Below are 16,313 nucleotides of genomic sequence, written 5' to 3'. Positions count from 1 at the left end.
TCCGATATCGAACCCCGCCCCGCGTTTGCGGGCCGGCGGCAAATTAAAAATCAGTCGAAATAAACACTTAAACTATCGTTCTCGACCATGAGTTGGATATTCTGCAGTTCCTGTCCCGTCCGTTTGCGCTGCAGCACTTCATTGCTGATGGGCGGCAAAATCGCCTGCTGCAGCAGCGACTCGACCGCTCTGCCGCGCGAAGGATGGGCGCTGATGCGTTTGGCTATCCAGCCTGGAATGTCGCCTTCCAGCACCAGCGACACGCCCACTTCTTTGTGCAAACGCTGTTGTAAACGCGAAATCTGTTTGGTGGCGATATGGGTTATCGCTTCGGTAGAAAGCGGCACGTAGGGAATGACGTTCATGCGCGCCAACAGCGCCGCCGGGAAGAAGCGCGCCAGCACGTCATGCAGCATCGGCCGCAGCGCTTCGGTTTTCAGATCCGGCGTTTCCGCCAGCGTCGCTTCTATTTCGCCGGCGCCGATATTGCTCGTCATTAAAATGAAACACTGGCGGAAGCTGATCATGCGGCCCTCACCGTCTTCCATCACGCCCTTGTCGAAGACTTGATAAAACGCCTCGTGGATATCGGGATGCGCCTTGTCGAATTCGTCGAGCAAGACGATGGAATAAGGTTTGCGGCGCACCGCCTCCGTCAACTTGCCGCCCTTGCCGTAGCCGACATAGCCCGGCGGCGCCCCTTTCAGGGTGGAAACGGTATGCGATTCCTGAAACTCGCTCATATTGAAGACGATCAGGTTATGCGCGCCGCCGTACATCGCCTCCGCCAGCGCAAACGCGGTCTCCGTTTTGCCGACGCCGCTCGGGCCGGACAGCATGAAAACGCCCAATGGCCGATCGTGCGCCTGAATGCCGGCGCGGGAGATGCGCACCGCCTGCGCGATTTCATCGATCGCCGTCTGCTGGCCGAATATCTGGCGGCTCAGCAGTTGGTTGAGATTGAGCGCATTGTCCAGATCGCTTTGCAGCATGCGGCCGGTGGGGATGCCGGTCCAATCCGACAACACCTCCGCCACGACGCGGTCGTCCACCCACGGATACACCAACGGCAGGCCGCCGTCTTGCAAGGCTCCCAGCTCGGAGGCCAGCTGCGGCAAGCGCTCCGGCGACTGCCGCTCCGCGTCGAGCAAGGTGGTGACCGCCTGTTGCTCCTGCGCCTGCCGCTGACGCAGCGCATCCAGTTCGCCTTCCATGTCGCTGAGGGTCTGCTGCAATTCAGTGATGCGGGTGAGCGCCAGATCGTCGAATTTGCTTTCCTCCTGCAGGCCGTTCATTTCGGTGCGCTTCACCGCCAACCCGGCCTCGAGCGACTCGATTTTTTCAGGCAGCGCATGCTGGCTCAGCGCCACCCGCGCGCAGGCGGTGTCCAGCAAGCTGATGGCTTTGTCCGGCAGTTGCCGCGACGGCAGATGGCGCAGCGACAAATGCACCGCCGCCTGCAGCGCCGACTCGCGGATCTTGACGCTGTGGTGCTGGGCAAAATGCGGGGCGATGGCGCGCATCATGTTCACCGCATTCTCTTCGTCGGGTTCAGAAACCAACACGTACTGGAAACGGCGCGTCAGCGCGGCATCCGGCTCGATGAACTGTTTGTATTCCGACCAGGTCGTCGCCGCCACCATGCGCAGCGCCCCCCTGGCCAACATCGGTTTCAACAGGTTGACGGCGTCGCCGGTGCCGGCCTGCCCGCCGGCGCCCACCAGCGTATGCGCCTCGTCGCAAAACAGGATCACCGGCACCGCCGAATGCGCGATGGCGTCGATCAGCGCTTTCAGGCGCGATTCGAATTCGCCCCTCATGCTCGCCCCGGCCTGCATGCGCCCCAGATCCAAAGACAGCAACCGGGCGCCCTGCAGCAGCGGCGGCACCTGCCCCTGGGCTATCTTGCAGGCCAGCGCTTCCGCCACCGCCGTTTTGCCGACCCCGGCTTCGCCCACCAAAATCGGGTTGTTCTGCCGGCGACGCAGCAAGATGTCGATCACCTGGCGCAGCTCCGCTTCGCGGCCAATCACCGGGTCGATTTCACCGTCGCGCGCCTGGCGGGTCAGATCGGCGCACCATTTATCGAGAATATCGACCGTCTCGGACGCCTCCGGCGCATCGCCGTGGGCGCTGTAGACCTCTTCTTCCTCTTCCTCATGCTCGACGGACTCCGCCAGAATCGCCGGATAATCGTCGAACAGCTGCGGGATCGGCAGTTTTTTGAACTCGTCGCTCAGCCGGTACAGGCTGCGCTGCAACGTGGGATCCTGCAGAATGCCGACCAGGATATGAATGGTGCGCACCCCGCCGGACGGCGTTTCGGCGAGCTGGCTCATCAGCAGCCCTCTTTCCACCACCGTTTCCAGTTGCGTCGACAGGTCCACCACCGCATTCGTCCGGTTAGGCAAGGTATGAAGAATGCGATCCAACGCATCGCTGATGCGCTGACTGTTGATGGCGTAGTGCGCCAGGATCATCGGCAAGTCGCCGCGCTCCTTGTCCACCAGGACTTTCAGCCAGTGTTCCAGCTCCACGTATTCGTGCCTGAAGGTTCGGCACAGCTTGGTCGCTTCGACGAACGACTGATAGGCAAAGTGGCCCAATCGCGAAAAAAGACGTTCTCGTTGATACACCTTAAATTTCCTTATATTAAGTTGTTGATTGATAAACCAGCTGCCTAAACGTCCCTGTCTTAGGTTTCAGCCAGCTGTCTTTACTCAGCGACTTGCCGCCCAGCTGCGCCGCCATGCCCGGCTCCGTGGCAATCAGCAGGCTGACATCCAGCATCAGCTGATGGCTCGTAAAGTCATGACAGATGCTCACCAGCGCCTGCAGCCGCCGGCTGCCGCGCTGATACTGCTGATACTGCGGGGCCCCCAGCGGGCCGATCTGAATATGCGCGCCGTACTGGGCATCGAAAAAGCGGCTGCCGATGCGCGTGCTGCCCAACTTGCCCAGCTTTTGGCTGCCGCTTTGCTTGCCGTCGTCGATCCACTTGGCGTAGCGCGGCGTAATCGTGATGGGAACGGCGAAATAGGTCGCCAACATCTTGTTGAGTTGCCGCAGCGAGCGGCGACCGGGCAGATAAGTGCCGGGGTACGCCTCGCGCAGGCGCTGGATATGCGGGTTCACCGTCAGCGCCGTATCGACGCCCACCGTCTGGCGCAAATGGCGCAAGAACGGGTTTTTATCATCGTCATGCTCATGGCCGATCATCGCCTTCAGCTGCGCCCAGGCCCGGTAGTGCAATACGGCGAAGCGCTGGCTGACGATGCCGACGAACTGCTGGAACGCCTGGTTGCGTCTGGCGATGACTTCGGTGCGCGCGTGCTCTGTCACATGGATCGGCAGCGGGCCGTAGGGGGCGAACATGCCGAAATGCCGCGCCTGAATCAGCACTTGCTTAGGGCGCTGCACGATAGAGGCGATTTCACGCGAAGCGAACGCCATATCCGCCGGCTGGGTAATGCAGAGCCTTTCGCGGCTGCGATCGTTGGAGACGCCGAGCCGCGGCGCATCCGGCTGCGCGCGTTCGATACGCCGGAGCAGCTCGAAAAAATCCTGTCGATTGGACAGCCCGCGGATTTCGGACTGGCCCGCGCTTTCGCTTTGCGCCCCCGGCCTCGGCGCCTGTTCCAACGAAAGCGCCGTTTCACGCATCAACGACATATCAGCCATAGTAGAGCGCCCCCCAGTCGGCGTGGGTTTCCCCATCCAGCAACAGCTTCATGCTTAACGTTTGGTTCAGGTCGCCGTATTGGCTCAACGCGTGGTGCAATATTTTGCCGAACAGATAGGCGCCGTGGTCGGCATGATGGTTGGCGCTTAAGTTGACGGCGATCTCGGCTCCGCGGATCCAGGCCAGCGGCCCCGGCCCCTGATTGCGTTCGAAATGGTGCTCCACCCAGGCGTTTTTAATGCTGGCGATGCGCTTGCGCTGGCTGGAGTCATCCTGATGGCAGAACAACGACAGCCAGTCGCGCAACAGCGCCGAACAATCCTGAACGTCGGGGCGCGCATGGCGCAAAGGATTGGAGGCCAGCATCTGAATCGCCTGCCACGCCTGGCTGATGTTCGGCACCGCGACCGGGTTGCTCGGGTAGCGGACGATCTCCACCTGGTGGATCGGCATCGCCGTTTCCAGCTGGAAATGCGGCTGCTGAAGGTGCGCCGGCACCAGATGCCGTTCGCATACCAGCGCCTCGACGCTGAGCGACGTGATGTCGTCGATGTCGATGCCGCTTTTGCCCGGCGAGATGGCGATGAAGGTATCTTCGTTGGGCAGGTGCGGATTGTTGTACTTGGAGGGCGACGGCTCCCGGCGACGGTGCAGCGTATAACCGGCCGGCTCCCGCTCGCAGTCGTACTGCACGTCGGCCTGCAGTGAAGAGAAAATCACCGGGTTGCCGTCGGGCAGCATGCCTTTCACTTGTTTTACGCTGTGTATCTCATACAGCGAGGTGTTCAAACGATCGACCACCAGCTGGTGCTCCGTGCGCTCATCCGTCAGCAGCACCGGCGAGCAATGGCGGCGATACAGGTTGATGACCGGGGTCGCGAAAAGATGAAAATCCCTGGCGTTGACGCGACCGATCAGAGTGAGTGGGCGTTGCTCCAGCGCGAACAAGATCTCGAACTCGTGAACGCGTTCACATTGGCGCAGAAAATCCTGCACGCCATGCAGCTCCAGGCTGAAGAAGCGGCTTGGCGCGGCGAAGTATTCGCGCATCAGCCGGTTGCCGGGCAGTTCCCCCACCACGGTGGGCAACAAGGCTTCTTCATCGCTGACGCCGCCCAGGCGCAAGCTGTCCGGCTGCAAGACTTTGACGATTGGCCGGTCGTCGCTTTTCGCCCATAGCACGATGCGCAAGGTGCGATTAAGCAACGCGGCCAGCAGTTGATTGGCCCGCACCGTATCTTCCGCCAGCGTCAGGTGCAGCGGCTCGAGATCCAGCTCCGAGACGGGAAGCACGCCGTGCGTCGTCAGGCATATCCTGACGTAGGCCGAGCAATCCTGCATGTGTCTGGCGGCGCCGTCAGGCAAATGGTGCGGCGGCAAAATCTCACATTCCGCCAGTGAAATCTCAACGGGCTGCACTTTAATATGCCGCGCCGTGGTGAACGTGGCGGGTTTGTTGTTCAGCGAGATATCGTTGAGGGTCATGCGGCTCCCGCGCGGCAGGTCAACCTGGCTGTGCCACTGGGGAAAAGAGAGATCGGGCTTAATCGCGACGGTAGCGATCGCGGGAACCGGCGTATACCACAGCGGCGCCAGGCGTGAGAGCATTTGCAGGGCAAATTCCGGCTGCTCATTGTTCAGCTTTTCCTGGATGCGGGTGCAAAGGAACGCGGAGCCCTCCAACAGACGCTCAACGAAAGGATCCAGCACGCCGTCGATATGCATGCCTAAATGCTGGGCGACCTGGGGATGAGAAGAGGCGAACTGACGACCGGCCTCGCGAAAATAACGCAGCTCATCATTATATAATTGGAGAAAGCGCTCACTGAACATAGTCACCCCTATTAATCAAATACGTGTACGGCGCCACAGGAATAATCAAGAGCGATGCGCAAATTAACCAGCATTTCGTCACCCGGTAATGAGCAGGTGCCATAAATATCGAATAAAATCGCCAGCACATACGATTGGCGTTCATTCACTACAGGCACCACACGAATCGTTTTCGGATCCAGACGCGGCTCAAACGAAGTAATGATTCTTTGTATATGTCTCGCCAGCGTTAACGGATCGGTATTAATCGGTATGCGTTGGCTCAGCGACGGCAGGCCATAATTCAATACCGAACTTTCGCTGTGCGCATAATCATGAAGTTTCAAATCAGCGCTGCGCGATGCGTCATTCAGTAAAAATTCGATATCACGCACCAAAACACGCCGCCAATTATCGGCGCTGGCGCTTTGATGTCTCACGCTGAGCTTATCGAATAGCATGGGCAATGACGCTTTCATTTAACACCTCGCGATAAGGCTTATGTCTGCCCGCAATCGCTGCGGGCAGACAGCCTGCAATTAGTGTTGTGACATCAATGATCAGATACGGGCATTAAGCTTGAGGTCATACCCCGTCTTAATTACCGCACCCATGGAGCCATCATTGTTTTGCTCTTTGTACTCAACTTCGATACGTGCGAAATTCAGCTTGATAACGTCGGTTGGCAGCACGGTATCGATTTCAGTACCGATGGTGGAATTCAGCGGCATATTACCCACGGTCTTGAATGAGGAAACCAGGCAGTTGCTGAAGGTCACGGCAATGAAGTCTTGCTGACCCTGGCCTGATTTACGGCAAACAAGTTTTGCCTGAGGAATATGCTCGCCGGTGGCGCACATCAGGAACAGTTTCGGCGAAGCCTTATTGCTCACCATGCGAAACTCAAAGTCTTTCATCTCGACTTTGCCTGAACCACCGCCGCTCCCGAACCCCCAACGGCCGGCGTTTTCTTCCGCCCATTGCCAGGCTTGCAGCTGAATCCAGCCAGGGTAGGTTTGGTCGGGTGATTCACCATCAACACCCTCAATTTTCAAAAAATAGTCTACTAAAGCTTTCGTGCTCATTTTTTGTCTCCTTGACTGATAGGTCTACTTCGTTAATTGAAAAGTCTATTCAGATAAGTCGTTATATTGCCTACGCGATCATTGAAATAGCGACAATGAGAACCCATTAGCCATTAATAAATAGCAATAGCGTAAAAAACAGCGCCACTAAATTTCAATGAAATATCAATTCCCACCAACGCCATTTAATAATTAACGTCGGCAATATCCAAACCAATGACCAGCCGTAACTTATCTGCTCCCATCTTTTTTGGCTGACGGAAGTTTTGATACAAGTCGCAAGGACACGGTCATGCCTTCCAACTGGTAATGCGGGCGCAAATAGAAATGTGCGCGGTAATAACCCGGATCGTCTTCCACATCCTCAACGCGCACCTCGGCGGCGGCTAATGGACGACGCGCCTTGGTCGCCTCGGTCGAGACGGAAGGATCGCCATCGACGTAGTTCATCAGCCAGTCATTCAGCCACAGCTGCATATCGTCCCTGGACCGAAAAGAACCGATTTTGTCGCGCACGATGCATTTCAAATAGTGCGCGAATCGGCACGTGGCGAAAATATAAGGCAAGCGCGAAGACAGCTTGGCGTTGGCCGTCGCGTCGGGATCCTCGTATTTCGCCGGCGCGTGCATGGTGCAAGAACCGATAAAAGCGGCGAAATCGGAATGCTTGCGATAGACCAGGGGCAAGAACCCGGCGTCGGAAAGCTCTTGCTCGCGCCGATCGGAAATGGCCACTTCCGTCGGGCACGTCAGTTCATATCCGCCCTCATCGGATGGAAACGCGTAGGCGGGCAGTTCTTCCACCGAGCCGCCGGATTCGATGCCGCGAATCTTCGAACACCAGCCGTACTCATGGAACGCGCGATTGATGTTGACGCCCATCGCATACGCCGAGTTGGCCCAGGAAAAATCATCATCCACATCCGGCCTGACGGACTCCTCGAAAGCGAACTCTTCGATCGGGTTGGTTTTCGCCCCGTAAGGCAAACGCGACAGGAAACGCGGCATCGTCAACACCAGGTAACGCGAGTCGTTGCTTTCGCGCAGGCGGCGCCAGGACGCATATTCCGGCGTGGTGAAAATCTTGCCGATATCCCGCGGGTTGCCCAGTTCGTTCCACTTGCTCATCTGCAGCAGCGACGGCGACGCGGCGGAAATGAACGGACAGTGCGACGCCGCGGAAATTTTCGCCAACTCGGTCAGCAGCGTGACGCTCATCGGGCTGTGATCGAATTCAAAATCGCCGATGATGCAACCGAACGGCTCGCCGCCGAACTGACCATATTCCTGTTCGTAAATCTGTTTGAACACCGGGCTTTGATCCCAGGCGGAGCCCCGATAGCGGCGCAAATTGCGCGTCAGCTCATCCTGACTGATGTTCAACACCCGGATCTTGAGCGTTTCGCTGACGTTGGTGTTATCGACCAGATAACTCAGACCTTGCCAGGCGGACTCCAGCTTCTGGAACTCCTTGTGGTGCAAGATATTGTTCATCTGTTGCGAAAGCTGTTCGTCGATCTGGGCAATCAACGATTCAATGGTCAATACGACATCCTGACTGACCTTGACCTTGCCTTTATTGGCATATTCGGACAGCGTGCCGATAGCCCGACGAACCGCTTCCGAAGCCTCGTTCGTTCTGGGCCGGAATGAACGCTTGAGCAAACCGTCAAGCTCATTTTCCGTTTCCTGCGTTTCAACTTCAGCGACTGCCGTAGCCTGCTGCTTAGCCGAATAGCGTCGTTGCCTCGCTCTCATTCCTCATCTCCTTTATTGCCGGAATCCTGCACATCCTGTTCCGCATCCGCGACCGTTTTACGCGCATCCGTCACCAAACGATGCAGAAAATCGGGTTTCTCCAGCAGATTCTTCACCACTTCTTCCGCGCTGGATTTACCATCCATATAGGTGATCAGCTCCGTGAGATGTTCCCGGGCTTCAAGCAGGCGTTGCATCTGCGGAACCCGTTTGGCGATGGCGCCAGGCGTGAAGTCATCCATCGATTCAAACTCCAATTCCACGTCCAGCAACGCATCGTCTTCGCTCAGGGTGTTCTCTACGTAAAATTGCAGACGAGGCTTGATGGCGCGCATGCGATCGTTGAAGTTGTCCTGATCAAAGGTCAGGAATTTCCGCTCTTCGATCGGCAGCAAAGGCTTTTTCCGATGCCCAGAGAGATCGGACATGACCCCCGTAACAAAGGGCAACTCCACTTTCTTTTGTGAACCGTAAAGCTCTACGTCATATTCAATTTGCACGCGCGGCGCGTTATTTTTACCGATAAATTTCTGAGAGCTTGAGTCCTTAGCCATTGGAAAACTCCTTTGTGATAAAAATTACTTCCCGGACAATTGATTTAACGAGGCCAGAGATTCCGGCAAAAGCTCCTCAACAATCGTCGCGAAGTCCATACCGATCATTTTTTGTGAACGTCGAATAAGAATGGGGGCCGGATGGCTGGGCTCATAGTTTTGGAAATAGTCCAAAACCTGATCCAACAGCAAGATGACATCCTGCCGGGAACGGATATATTTGCCGGGCATGGCGACAGGCGCGTCAGCATCCGGCGAGTCAATCTCCGCGTCATCCCGTTCAGCCGGCAATTCCTGCTGTTCCAGTGAAGCCAGCTGGCGGTTGAACTGTTTCAAATAGTCGCGCACCTGCCGGCAGTCCAAACGATAATCTTCGGCCTGCAGATTGGCGTAATTCTCGACGCGCTCCAGCGCATCGATTTCCAGCGCCAATTGCTCTTTCAGCGAAGGCAGATTTCTGCCGGCAAAATAACTGTCGGCTTGCCCCAGCACCTTTACCACCTCCGAAAAATGCAGGCTTTTGCCTTCCTGCTCGTCAAGCCGCATATTCAGCAGCTCGTCGGTGGTTAACGGCGTGTCGGGAAAAATCTTGCTGTTCTTGATTTCGTGCAGACAGGACGATGTGGCGAGCCACCCTAATGCGGCCGCATGAAAGCTGTCCGATGAGGGTTCCATATCCGCCTGAGGGAAAATGGTGGCGCCCTCCTCGGCATATTTGGCGTCAATATCCTTAATGCCCTGGTAGAAGGCCGAAAAACCGTCGATATGAAGATTGGCACGCATAAACCACAGCACGACATGTAAATCGAAGCACTGTTCCAGCAACGCGGCAGACTGCTCGCGAATGGCGTGCCAATTGATATCACGCGCATTGTCTACGGCATTAAGCGGATCGGTTTGGCTGTCATATTCCGAAAGCGTGAATTCAATTTCACTGTATCGTGGATCAAATTCGACGCCATTCACTTCCGTTGAGATGACTTCATTCATGGCCTGATATCCTTTTCAATCAGCACTAGAAACATAAAGCCTAATAAAGCGGGCTTTTACGTTCGCCAGTCTTTCCCAGAGTCCTTTTAGCGTAAGTTAGTCGTCACCAAGCTCGCAAATTGTTTAGATGTATTAATATTAACAACAATAATAGATTGAACCTATCAATAGAATCACAGTGATCGGTTTAAACTATTTTACATTTACATATTTATTTTTTCCTTTTAAAATCAATAAATTGCAAACGATAATTATGCAAGCTAAGAATAGGAAAAAAATCAAAAACTGCCCTAAAAACAACGTTTCATCCTTGGTAGGATAATTCCAGTAATACCACTGGATACAAATAATTTAATTAGCAAATGATAACCACAGTAAATAGTGAAATTTTTTCATAAAACCATGACAGCCAGTCGTTTCTTGCAAGCGGGTAGCACGCAATGATCAATAGAAGACGATGGCAATGTGACTTTCATTTCCAGCACTCAGTACTTACACATGCGAAACCTGGTGTGAAAATAAACAATTTGGCGAGAGTTTTGATTATTAATTTTAAAGCTAAAGCACAGATTAACATTCCGCCGTGGTGCACCGAATACCTATTGGTACACAAACAGCCTGGTGGATAAAGTATCGTTCTTTTATAGTTAACTCAGGGTAATGATCAGAATAATTTAAGATTCAATTCCCCTTCATGTGTGTTCTCATACGTCTTACCGCGGCAAAAGCACCACTGCAGTAAAGGGTCTCGCAGACTAAAGTGGCATTAGAGATATCATTTACTATAACCGCGAAATAACCACGTAAGCGCTGCAACGACAGTAACCGTGTTAAGACCAGCGATCTGTTCCATATACAAGAAATGTTTCCCTAACTGATAAGACCACTAATTTGATACTAGCAAAGGCAAACCCAATATCAAGAAAAAATATTATTTTTTTAATAAAAAAATAACAAATCAATATACATAAAACAAACAATTCAATAACTTAAAACAGCGCTGAATCGATTACTTTTACGCCAGGAAAAATAGTTCATGGAAATTTACACCCACTCATAACCCCCTCAGTCAATCTCACTCATTCTCTTCGGCATTGAATTGTCATCAAAAAATAAGAAAATCTATAAAAATAAAACCCGCCACTGGCCGTGCGTCCCACAGGATCAACTTTCGCAAGGCAAAATAAGCAAGATAATTCCCAATAAAAAGGCCGAAAAAAAGCGTTAATGATTTAGCGGTTCAAAATAAAAATAAAGGTAACTCTATTGGGTTATTAAAGCGAAAACGCGCACCTTTTCATTGCTGCAAAAAAACCTTATGAATCTTTACGTTGCCTGTCCTTTGACAATCATTGATGAAAACGCAAATCAGGTAGCCAACACATACAGAAAATAGATGGGCTACGCGGCGGGCCAACCCTGCCGATGACTTTTCTCATCCCCGGTTCGGCCCGTGCGCACAGGTTATTCCGCCTAAAAATCAGGCAGCATCGCTGGCCTCGTCCGGCGATTTAGCGCCAAGCCCGCCGTTTTCCTGATCCAGAACAGCTTTCGCATTCATCCGACTGATATATTGATTGAAAATCATTCCTATTCAGGAGAAAAAGCCATGGTTAAGTCACTCAATGCGGCATTCACTCGCTTTTTTGACCACCCGGACGCAGGCAAATTGGCGCTCAGGCTAACCTTCGGCGGGCTGATGCTGTTTCACGGCGTCGCGAAAGTTCAGCATGGCGTCGGCTGGATCGCCGATGCGTTACAACAACAAGGGCTGCCCGCCTTCATCGCCTATGGCGTATATGTTGGGGAGATCCTGGCGCCGATACTGATCGTTTTGGGGCTGTTCACCCGCCCCGCCGCAGGGGTTTACGCCCTCACGCTGGTGGTGGCGTTTTTGATGGTAGGCACCGGCAAGGTCTTCACCGTCACCGACGTCGGCGCCTGGGGCATTGAAAACGAACTGGTGTTCTTTATGGGTGGGGTCGCCATACTGCTGCTGGGCAGCGGGAAGTATGCCATCGCGCGCAATGAAGCCTATCGATAAACCGCGCTATCAATAAGGAGGTTTCTGGTCTGAGCCTCCTCTTTATCTATAACGGCCATTAACGATCGGCCAGCCGGTAAACCGGTACCTTGCGCGTCGTGCCGGTCAGGGTGTCGAAAATCTCCGTTTCCGCCGTCACGATCGTCATGCCGGTTTTTCTTAGCCTGCGCACTTCGGCGGCGATGCGCTGTATGCCGAACCAGAACAGTCCGTCCAGCGCCGTGACGCGCAGCCCCTGCTCCAGCGCCAGCTTAAGCCGCTCACGCGGCGCCTTGAGCGCCTTGGCGATTTCCCGGTAAGGCAGCGCGTCCACGCCCGACGCCGATGTTCGGTGAATGCGGGTCGACAGACCGTATTGGAAGGCCTCGGGCACGTCGCTTAAATCGCTCTTCAGGCTGTAAACGCAGCCAAAGCGCTTGCCGTTGAACACCACATTTTTTTGACTGATCGACAGCTCATCGCGCAGGCCGGCAATCAGCTGCGGCGCCCGCACCAGCAATAAGCGAAACGGCAATTCGAAACTGGTCACATAGTCCACGTTGAGCAACGCAATGCGCAGGCGCTCTTCCGCGCCCGCCTGCGTCTGGCGACACTCGTTCAACACCTCGCTCCACTGGCGCGCAAGCCGCGGGGCTTCATCCAGCGGCGCGAAATGGTATTTCTCGATGTGGTAGTCGATTCTTTCGTTCATGTCCGTTGGCCCCCGCGTCAGTCATCATGCCCTCAGCAAATTACCTTACCCGCGGCCCACAATACAACACCGCATCGCGCCGCAAGATGCGGAAAAATCGGGCGCATACGCCCCCTGCGCGCTCGCTCAAGGTGAGTCGTGCAACAACAGCGATATCTCTTCGGCGGCCGAGCGCAACAAAGGCAGGTGGTGCTGGTGCAAACGCTCTGCGGAAACCTGACCGGCATGCACGCCGACGTTCAACGCCGCGGCGATGCGGCCGTCCGGCGTGGTGAGCGGCACCGCCAGTGAACGCAGGCCAATCTCCAGCTCCTGATCGTTGATGGCATATCCCTGCTGACGCACGCGCGCCAGCTCTTCCCGCAATGCGCTGACGCTCACCAGGGTATGGCTGGTGTAACGCAGTTGAGTCAATCGCGCCAAATAGTCGTTCAACGTCTCACTGGCGAGCCCGCTGAGCAGCACCCGCCCCATCGACGTCGTGCTGGCGGGTAAGCGGCTGCCGACGTGCAAATCGATGGTCATGATCCGCGAAGTTGATGCGCGGGCGATATAAAGAATGTCATCGCCGTCCAATATGGCCATGGAACAGGACTCATTGAGCGTCTGGCTGAGTTGCCTCAACACCGGCTGCGCGGCGTTGGCCAACGGCGAAGCCCCCAGCCAGTTGTGACCCAGCGACAAGACGCGCGGGCGCAGCTCATAATTCTTGCCGTCTTCCGCGTACACAAAGCCCAGCTTACTCAGGGTGTAAAGGCAGCGGCGCACCGCCGCGCGCGGAATGCCGGTACGCTGGCTAATCTGCGACACCGACATCAGCCGCCGCTGCGGCGTAAAAGCCTGCAGGACCTCCAATCCTCGCGCCAAAGAGGCCATAAAGTCGGGATCCCCCTTCCAGGGATCGGTGCTGCTGCGCGTAATTTCCTGTTCTTTTTCCATTCTCGTTACCCCGCTGTCTGCCTGAAATATCGGTGTGCCGACGATCACAACCTGCGAATGCCTCTCAAAGAATAGCCGATAATCGCACACTTTTTCGATAATCGGTATTGTTTGCCTGAAAGGGACGATCTACTTTTCCCATTGACGATAAACACTCCCCCGGCGGGCGCCGAATGAAAGGAACAACAGATGATCGATAAAAGTGTGGCCACCCTGGAAGACGCCGTGTCCATCATTCCGGACGGCGCGAGCATCATGATTGGCGGCTTTGGCCCCGCGGGACAGCCGCTGGAACTGATCGATGCGCTGATTGAACACGGTGCCCGCGAGCTGACGGTAATCAGCAATAACGCCGGCAACGGCGACAGCGGCCTCGCGGCGCTGCTCAAGACCGGCTGTGTGCGAAAGATGATTTGTTCCTTCCCGCGCCAGGCCGATTCGTGGGTCTTTGACGACCTCTATCGCCGCGGCGCGATCGAACTGGAACTGGTGCCTCAGGGCAACCTTGCCGCCCGCATGCAGGCCGCCGGCAGCGGGTTGGGCGGCATTTTCACCCCAACCGCCTTTGGCACGCCGCTGGCGCAAGGCAAAGAAACGCGTGAAATCGACGGACGGCATTACGTATTTGAAACGCCCTTAAAGGCGGATTTCGCCTTGATAAAGGCCCATCGGGGTGACCGCTGGGGCAATCTGGTTTACCGCAAAGCGGCGCGTAATTTTGGCCCGGTGATGGCGATGGCCGCCGCCACGACGATAGCGCAGGTCGCTGAATTGGTGCCGCTTGGCGCACTGGATCCGGAAAACGTGATAACGCCGGGCATCTTCGTCCAGCGCCTGGTGGCGGTGGCGCACCCCGCGACCTTTTCCCTCTCTGCCTGAGGAGTCATAACATGCAAAAATTAACCCGCGACCAATTAGCCCAACGGGTAGCGCGCGATATTCCGGAAGGCGCCTACGTCAACCTCGGGATTGGGCTGCCGACCCGCATCGCTAACTACCTGCCCGCCGACAAAGAGGTGATTCTGCACAGCGAAAACGGCCTGCTCGGCATGGGGCCGTCACCCGCGCCGGGCGAAGAAGATCCGGAACTCATCAACGCCGGTAAAGAACGGGTGACCTTGCTGCCCGGCGGCAGTTATTTCCATCACGCCGACTCTTTTACCATGATGCGCGGCGGCCACCTCGATATCTGCGTGATGGGGGCGTATCAGGTCTCGGCTGCCGGCGATCTGGCCAACTGGAGCACCGGCGCCGAAGACGCGATCCCGGCGGTGGGCGGCGCCATGGATCTGGCCATCGGCGCGCGCAAAGTCTATGTGATGATGGACTATCTGACCAAGACCGGCGAATGCAAGCTGGTGGAACAGTGCAGCTACCCGCTGACCGGATTGGCCTGCGTCAGCCGCATTTATTCGGATATGGCAATCATTGATATCACCCCGGACGGCCCGCAGGTGCTGGAGCTGTGTCCGGGGCTCACCTTTGACGCGCTGCAAGCGTTAACCCCGATACGTTTACTGCAATCTGACTTGATCCCCGCTTGAGGAAATCGCCATGCAACAGGCTTTTATCTGCGATGCCGTTCGTACGCCATTCGGCCGTTACGGCGGCGCATTATCCGCGCTGCGCGCCGACGATTTGGCCGCTCTGCCCCTGAAGGCGCTGCTTGCCCGACTGCCGCAGTTGGATCCCCACGCCATTGATGACGTTATTCTGGGGTGCGCCAACCAGGCCGGTGAAGACAACCGCAACGTGGCGCGAATGGCGCTGCTGTTGGCCGGATTGCCCCACACCGTGCCGGGCACCACCCTCAATCGCCTGTGCGGTTCGGGATTGGACGCGATAGGCATGGCGGCGCGCGCCATTAAATGCGGCGAAGCGGAGGTCATCATCGCGGGCGGCGTGGAAAGCATGTCGCGCGCGCCCTTTGTCACCGGCAAAGCGGACAGCGCCTTCAGCCGATCGCTGAAAATGGAAGATACGACGATGGGATGGCGCTTTATCAACCCGCAAATGCGCGCGCAGTTCGGTGTCGAAACCATGCCTGAAACCGCCGAAAATGTGGCTCGCGATTTCGCCGTCAGCCGCGCCGATCAAGACGCCTTTGCATTGCGCAGCCAACAGCGCACCGCCCGCGCTCAGGAGCTGGGCCTGTTTGATGAGGAACTGATCGCCGTCAGCATTCCGCAACGCAAAGGCGAGCCGCTCAGCCTGGTTCGCGACGAACATCCCCGCAGCACCTCTTTGGCCGCGCTGTCCGCCCTGAAAGGCGTCGTGCGCCCTGAGGGGAGCGTCACCGCCGGCAACGCCTCGGGCATCAACGACGGGGCCAGCGCCCTGCTCATTGCCAGCGAACGCGCGGCGGTGCAGTATGGACTCGCCCCGCTGGCGCGTGTGGTCGGCATGTCCGCCTGCGGCGTAGAGCCGCGCATCATGGGTTACGGGCCGGTTCCCGCAGTCCGCAAAGTGCTGGCGCAAACCGGTTTGAGCCTGGCGCAAATGGACGTCATCGAGTTGAATGAAGCCTTTGCCGCCCAGGCGCTGGCCGTGACGCGCGCCCTGGGACTGCCGGATGACGCGGAACAGGTCAACCCTAACGGCGGCGCTATCGCGCTGGGGCATCCCCTGGGGGCATCCGGCGGCAGGTTGGCCATGACCGCCGCTTATCAACTGCGGCGCACCGGCGGGCGTTTTGCCCTGTGCACCATGTGCGTCGGTGTCGGGCAAGGCGTCGCCTTGATTCTGGAACGGATATAAC

Annotated in this window: 14 protein-coding genes; 4 read left to right on the top strand and 10 right to left on the bottom strand. The window is 56.3% G+C overall.

The annotated features are described in order from the left end of the window. Positions 1-50 precede the first annotated feature (50 nt). From tssH to J0X03_RS08180, 8 genes are all read right to left on the bottom strand, one after another. Positions 51-2,636 (bottom strand): type VI secretion system ATPase TssH, encoded by a 2,586-nt coding sequence (tssH, locus tag J0X03_RS08215; RefSeq protein WP_033643660.1) that lies wholly within the window; start codon positions 2,634-2,636, stop codon positions 51-53. A gap of 16 nt (positions 2,637-2,652) precedes the next feature. Then, a complete protein-coding gene (gene tssG / locus J0X03_RS08210) occupies positions 2,653-3,681 on the bottom strand; it encodes a type VI secretion system baseplate subunit TssG (RefSeq protein WP_206975695.1) in 1,029 nt (342 codons plus the stop codon). Then, the gene (gene tssF / locus J0X03_RS08205; RefSeq protein ID WP_033643661.1) at positions 3,674-5,515 is read right to left on the bottom strand and encodes a type VI secretion system baseplate subunit TssF; all 1,842 of its coding nucleotides are present in this window, start codon (positions 5,513-5,515) and stop codon (positions 3,674-3,676) included. Before tssF ends, tssG begins: the two co-directional genes overlap by 8 nt. Positions 5,516-5,526: 11 nt before the next feature. After that, the gene (locus J0X03_RS08200) at positions 5,527-5,973 is read right to left on the bottom strand and encodes a type VI secretion system baseplate subunit TssE (protein ID WP_015378391.1); all 447 of its coding nucleotides are present in this window, start codon (positions 5,971-5,973) and stop codon (positions 5,527-5,529) included. 81 nt (positions 5,974-6,054) lie between these two features. Next, a complete protein-coding gene (locus J0X03_RS08195) occupies positions 6,055-6,579 on the bottom strand; it encodes an Hcp family type VI secretion system effector (protein ID WP_004935369.1) in 525 nt (174 codons plus the stop codon). 231 nt (positions 6,580-6,810) lie between these two features. Next, a complete protein-coding gene (gene tssC, locus J0X03_RS08190; RefSeq protein WP_033643662.1) occupies positions 6,811-8,337 on the bottom strand; it encodes a type VI secretion system contractile sheath large subunit in 1,527 nt (508 codons plus the stop codon). Further along, a complete protein-coding gene (gene tssB, locus J0X03_RS08185; RefSeq protein ID WP_033643663.1) occupies positions 8,334-8,891 on the bottom strand; it encodes a type VI secretion system contractile sheath small subunit in 558 nt (185 codons plus the stop codon). Before tssB ends, tssC begins: the two co-directional genes overlap by 4 nt. A 24-nt stretch (positions 8,892-8,915) precedes the next feature. Then, positions 8,916-9,881, bottom strand: a complete 966-nt coding sequence (locus tag J0X03_RS08180; protein WP_033643664.1) for a type VI secretion system protein TssA — start codon at positions 9,879-9,881, stop codon at positions 8,916-8,918. 1,609 nt (positions 9,882-11,490) lie between these two features. On the opposite strand from J0X03_RS08180, the gene J0X03_RS08175 reads away from it, so the two are divergent. Further along, the gene (locus J0X03_RS08175) at positions 11,491-11,925 is read left to right on the top strand and encodes a DoxX family protein (protein WP_033643665.1); all 435 of its coding nucleotides are present in this window, start codon (positions 11,491-11,493) and stop codon (positions 11,923-11,925) included. A gap of 58 nt (positions 11,926-11,983) precedes the next feature. Here J0X03_RS08175 and J0X03_RS08170 read toward each other — a convergent pair whose 3' ends face one another. Next, positions 11,984-12,616, bottom strand: coding sequence for an ECs1377 family protein (locus J0X03_RS08170; protein WP_033643666.1), 633 nt, complete (start codon positions 12,614-12,616; stop codon positions 11,984-11,986). A 126-nt stretch (positions 12,617-12,742) separates the two neighbouring features. Beyond that, complete coding sequence (locus tag J0X03_RS08165; RefSeq protein ID WP_033643667.1) at positions 12,743-13,555, bottom strand: IclR family transcriptional regulator domain-containing protein; 813 nt, start codon at positions 13,553-13,555, stop codon at positions 12,743-12,745. A 189-nt stretch (positions 13,556-13,744) separates the two neighbouring features. Between J0X03_RS08165 and J0X03_RS08160 the strand changes: the two genes are divergently transcribed. The 3 genes from J0X03_RS08160 to pcaF are packed head-to-tail and all read left to right on the top strand — an operon-like array spanning position 13,745 to position 16,312. Continuing rightward, the gene (locus J0X03_RS08160; RefSeq protein WP_033651809.1) at positions 13,745-14,434 is read left to right on the top strand and encodes a 3-oxoacid CoA-transferase subunit A; all 690 of its coding nucleotides are present in this window, start codon (positions 13,745-13,747) and stop codon (positions 14,432-14,434) included. A gap of 11 nt (positions 14,435-14,445) precedes the next feature. Further along, entirely contained in the window at positions 14,446-15,099 is a 654-nt protein-coding gene (locus J0X03_RS08155; protein WP_046687390.1) for a 3-oxoacid CoA-transferase subunit B, read from the top strand. A 10-nt stretch (positions 15,100-15,109) separates the two neighbouring features. After that, positions 15,110-16,312, top strand: a complete 1,203-nt coding sequence (pcaF, locus tag J0X03_RS08150) for a 3-oxoadipyl-CoA thiolase (protein WP_160204396.1) — start codon at positions 15,110-15,112, stop codon at positions 16,310-16,312. Position 16,313: the final 1 nt, after the last annotated feature.

The organism is Serratia ureilytica (assembly GCF_017309605.1).
GTDB classification, from domain to species: domain Bacteria; phylum Pseudomonadota; class Gammaproteobacteria; order Enterobacterales; family Enterobacteriaceae; genus Serratia; species Serratia ureilytica.
Note: the sequence above shows the minus strand (reverse complement) of the source record. Positions and strands in the feature narration are given on the sequence as shown.

What these genes read in the sequence shown, in the direction of transcription:
- tssG (WP_206975695.1), bottom strand. Translation starts at nt 3,681, where the DNA reads ATGGCTGATATGTCGTTGATGCGTGAAACGGCGCTTTCGTTGGAACAG.
- tssF (WP_033643661.1), bottom strand. Translation starts at nt 5,515, where the DNA reads ATGTTCAGTGAGCGCTTTCTCCAATTATATAATGATGAGCTGCGTTAT.
- J0X03_RS08200 (WP_015378391.1), bottom strand. Translation starts at nt 5,973, where the DNA reads ATGAAAGCGTCATTGCCCATGCTATTCGATAAGCTCAGCGTGAGACAT.
- J0X03_RS08195 (WP_004935369.1), bottom strand. Translation starts at nt 6,579, where the DNA reads ATGAGCACGAAAGCTTTAGTAGACTATTTTTTGAAAATTGAGGGTGTT.
- tssC (WP_033643662.1), bottom strand. Translation starts at nt 8,337, where the DNA reads ATGAGAGCGAGGCAACGACGCTATTCGGCTAAGCAGCAGGCTACGGCA.
- tssB (WP_033643663.1), bottom strand. Translation starts at nt 8,891, where the DNA reads ATGGCTAAGGACTCAAGCTCTCAGAAATTTATCGGTAAAAATAACGCG.
- J0X03_RS08180 (WP_033643664.1), bottom strand. Translation starts at nt 9,881, where the DNA reads ATGAATGAAGTCATCTCAACGGAAGTGAATGGCGTCGAATTTGATCCA.
- J0X03_RS08175 (WP_033643665.1), top strand. Translation starts at nt 11,491, where the DNA reads ATGGTTAAGTCACTCAATGCGGCATTCACTCGCTTTTTTGACCACCCG.
- J0X03_RS08170 (WP_033643666.1), bottom strand. Translation starts at nt 12,616, where the DNA reads ATGAACGAAAGAATCGACTACCACATCGAGAAATACCATTTCGCGCCG.
- J0X03_RS08165 (WP_033643667.1), bottom strand. Translation starts at nt 13,555, where the DNA reads ATGGAAAAAGAACAGGAAATTACGCGCAGCAGCACCGATCCCTGGAAG.
- J0X03_RS08160 (WP_033651809.1), top strand. Translation starts at nt 13,745, where the DNA reads ATGATCGATAAAAGTGTGGCCACCCTGGAAGACGCCGTGTCCATCATT.
- J0X03_RS08155 (WP_046687390.1), top strand. Translation starts at nt 14,446, where the DNA reads ATGCAAAAATTAACCCGCGACCAATTAGCCCAACGGGTAGCGCGCGAT.
- pcaF (WP_160204396.1), top strand. Translation starts at nt 15,110, where the DNA reads ATGCAACAGGCTTTTATCTGCGATGCCGTTCGTACGCCATTCGGCCGT.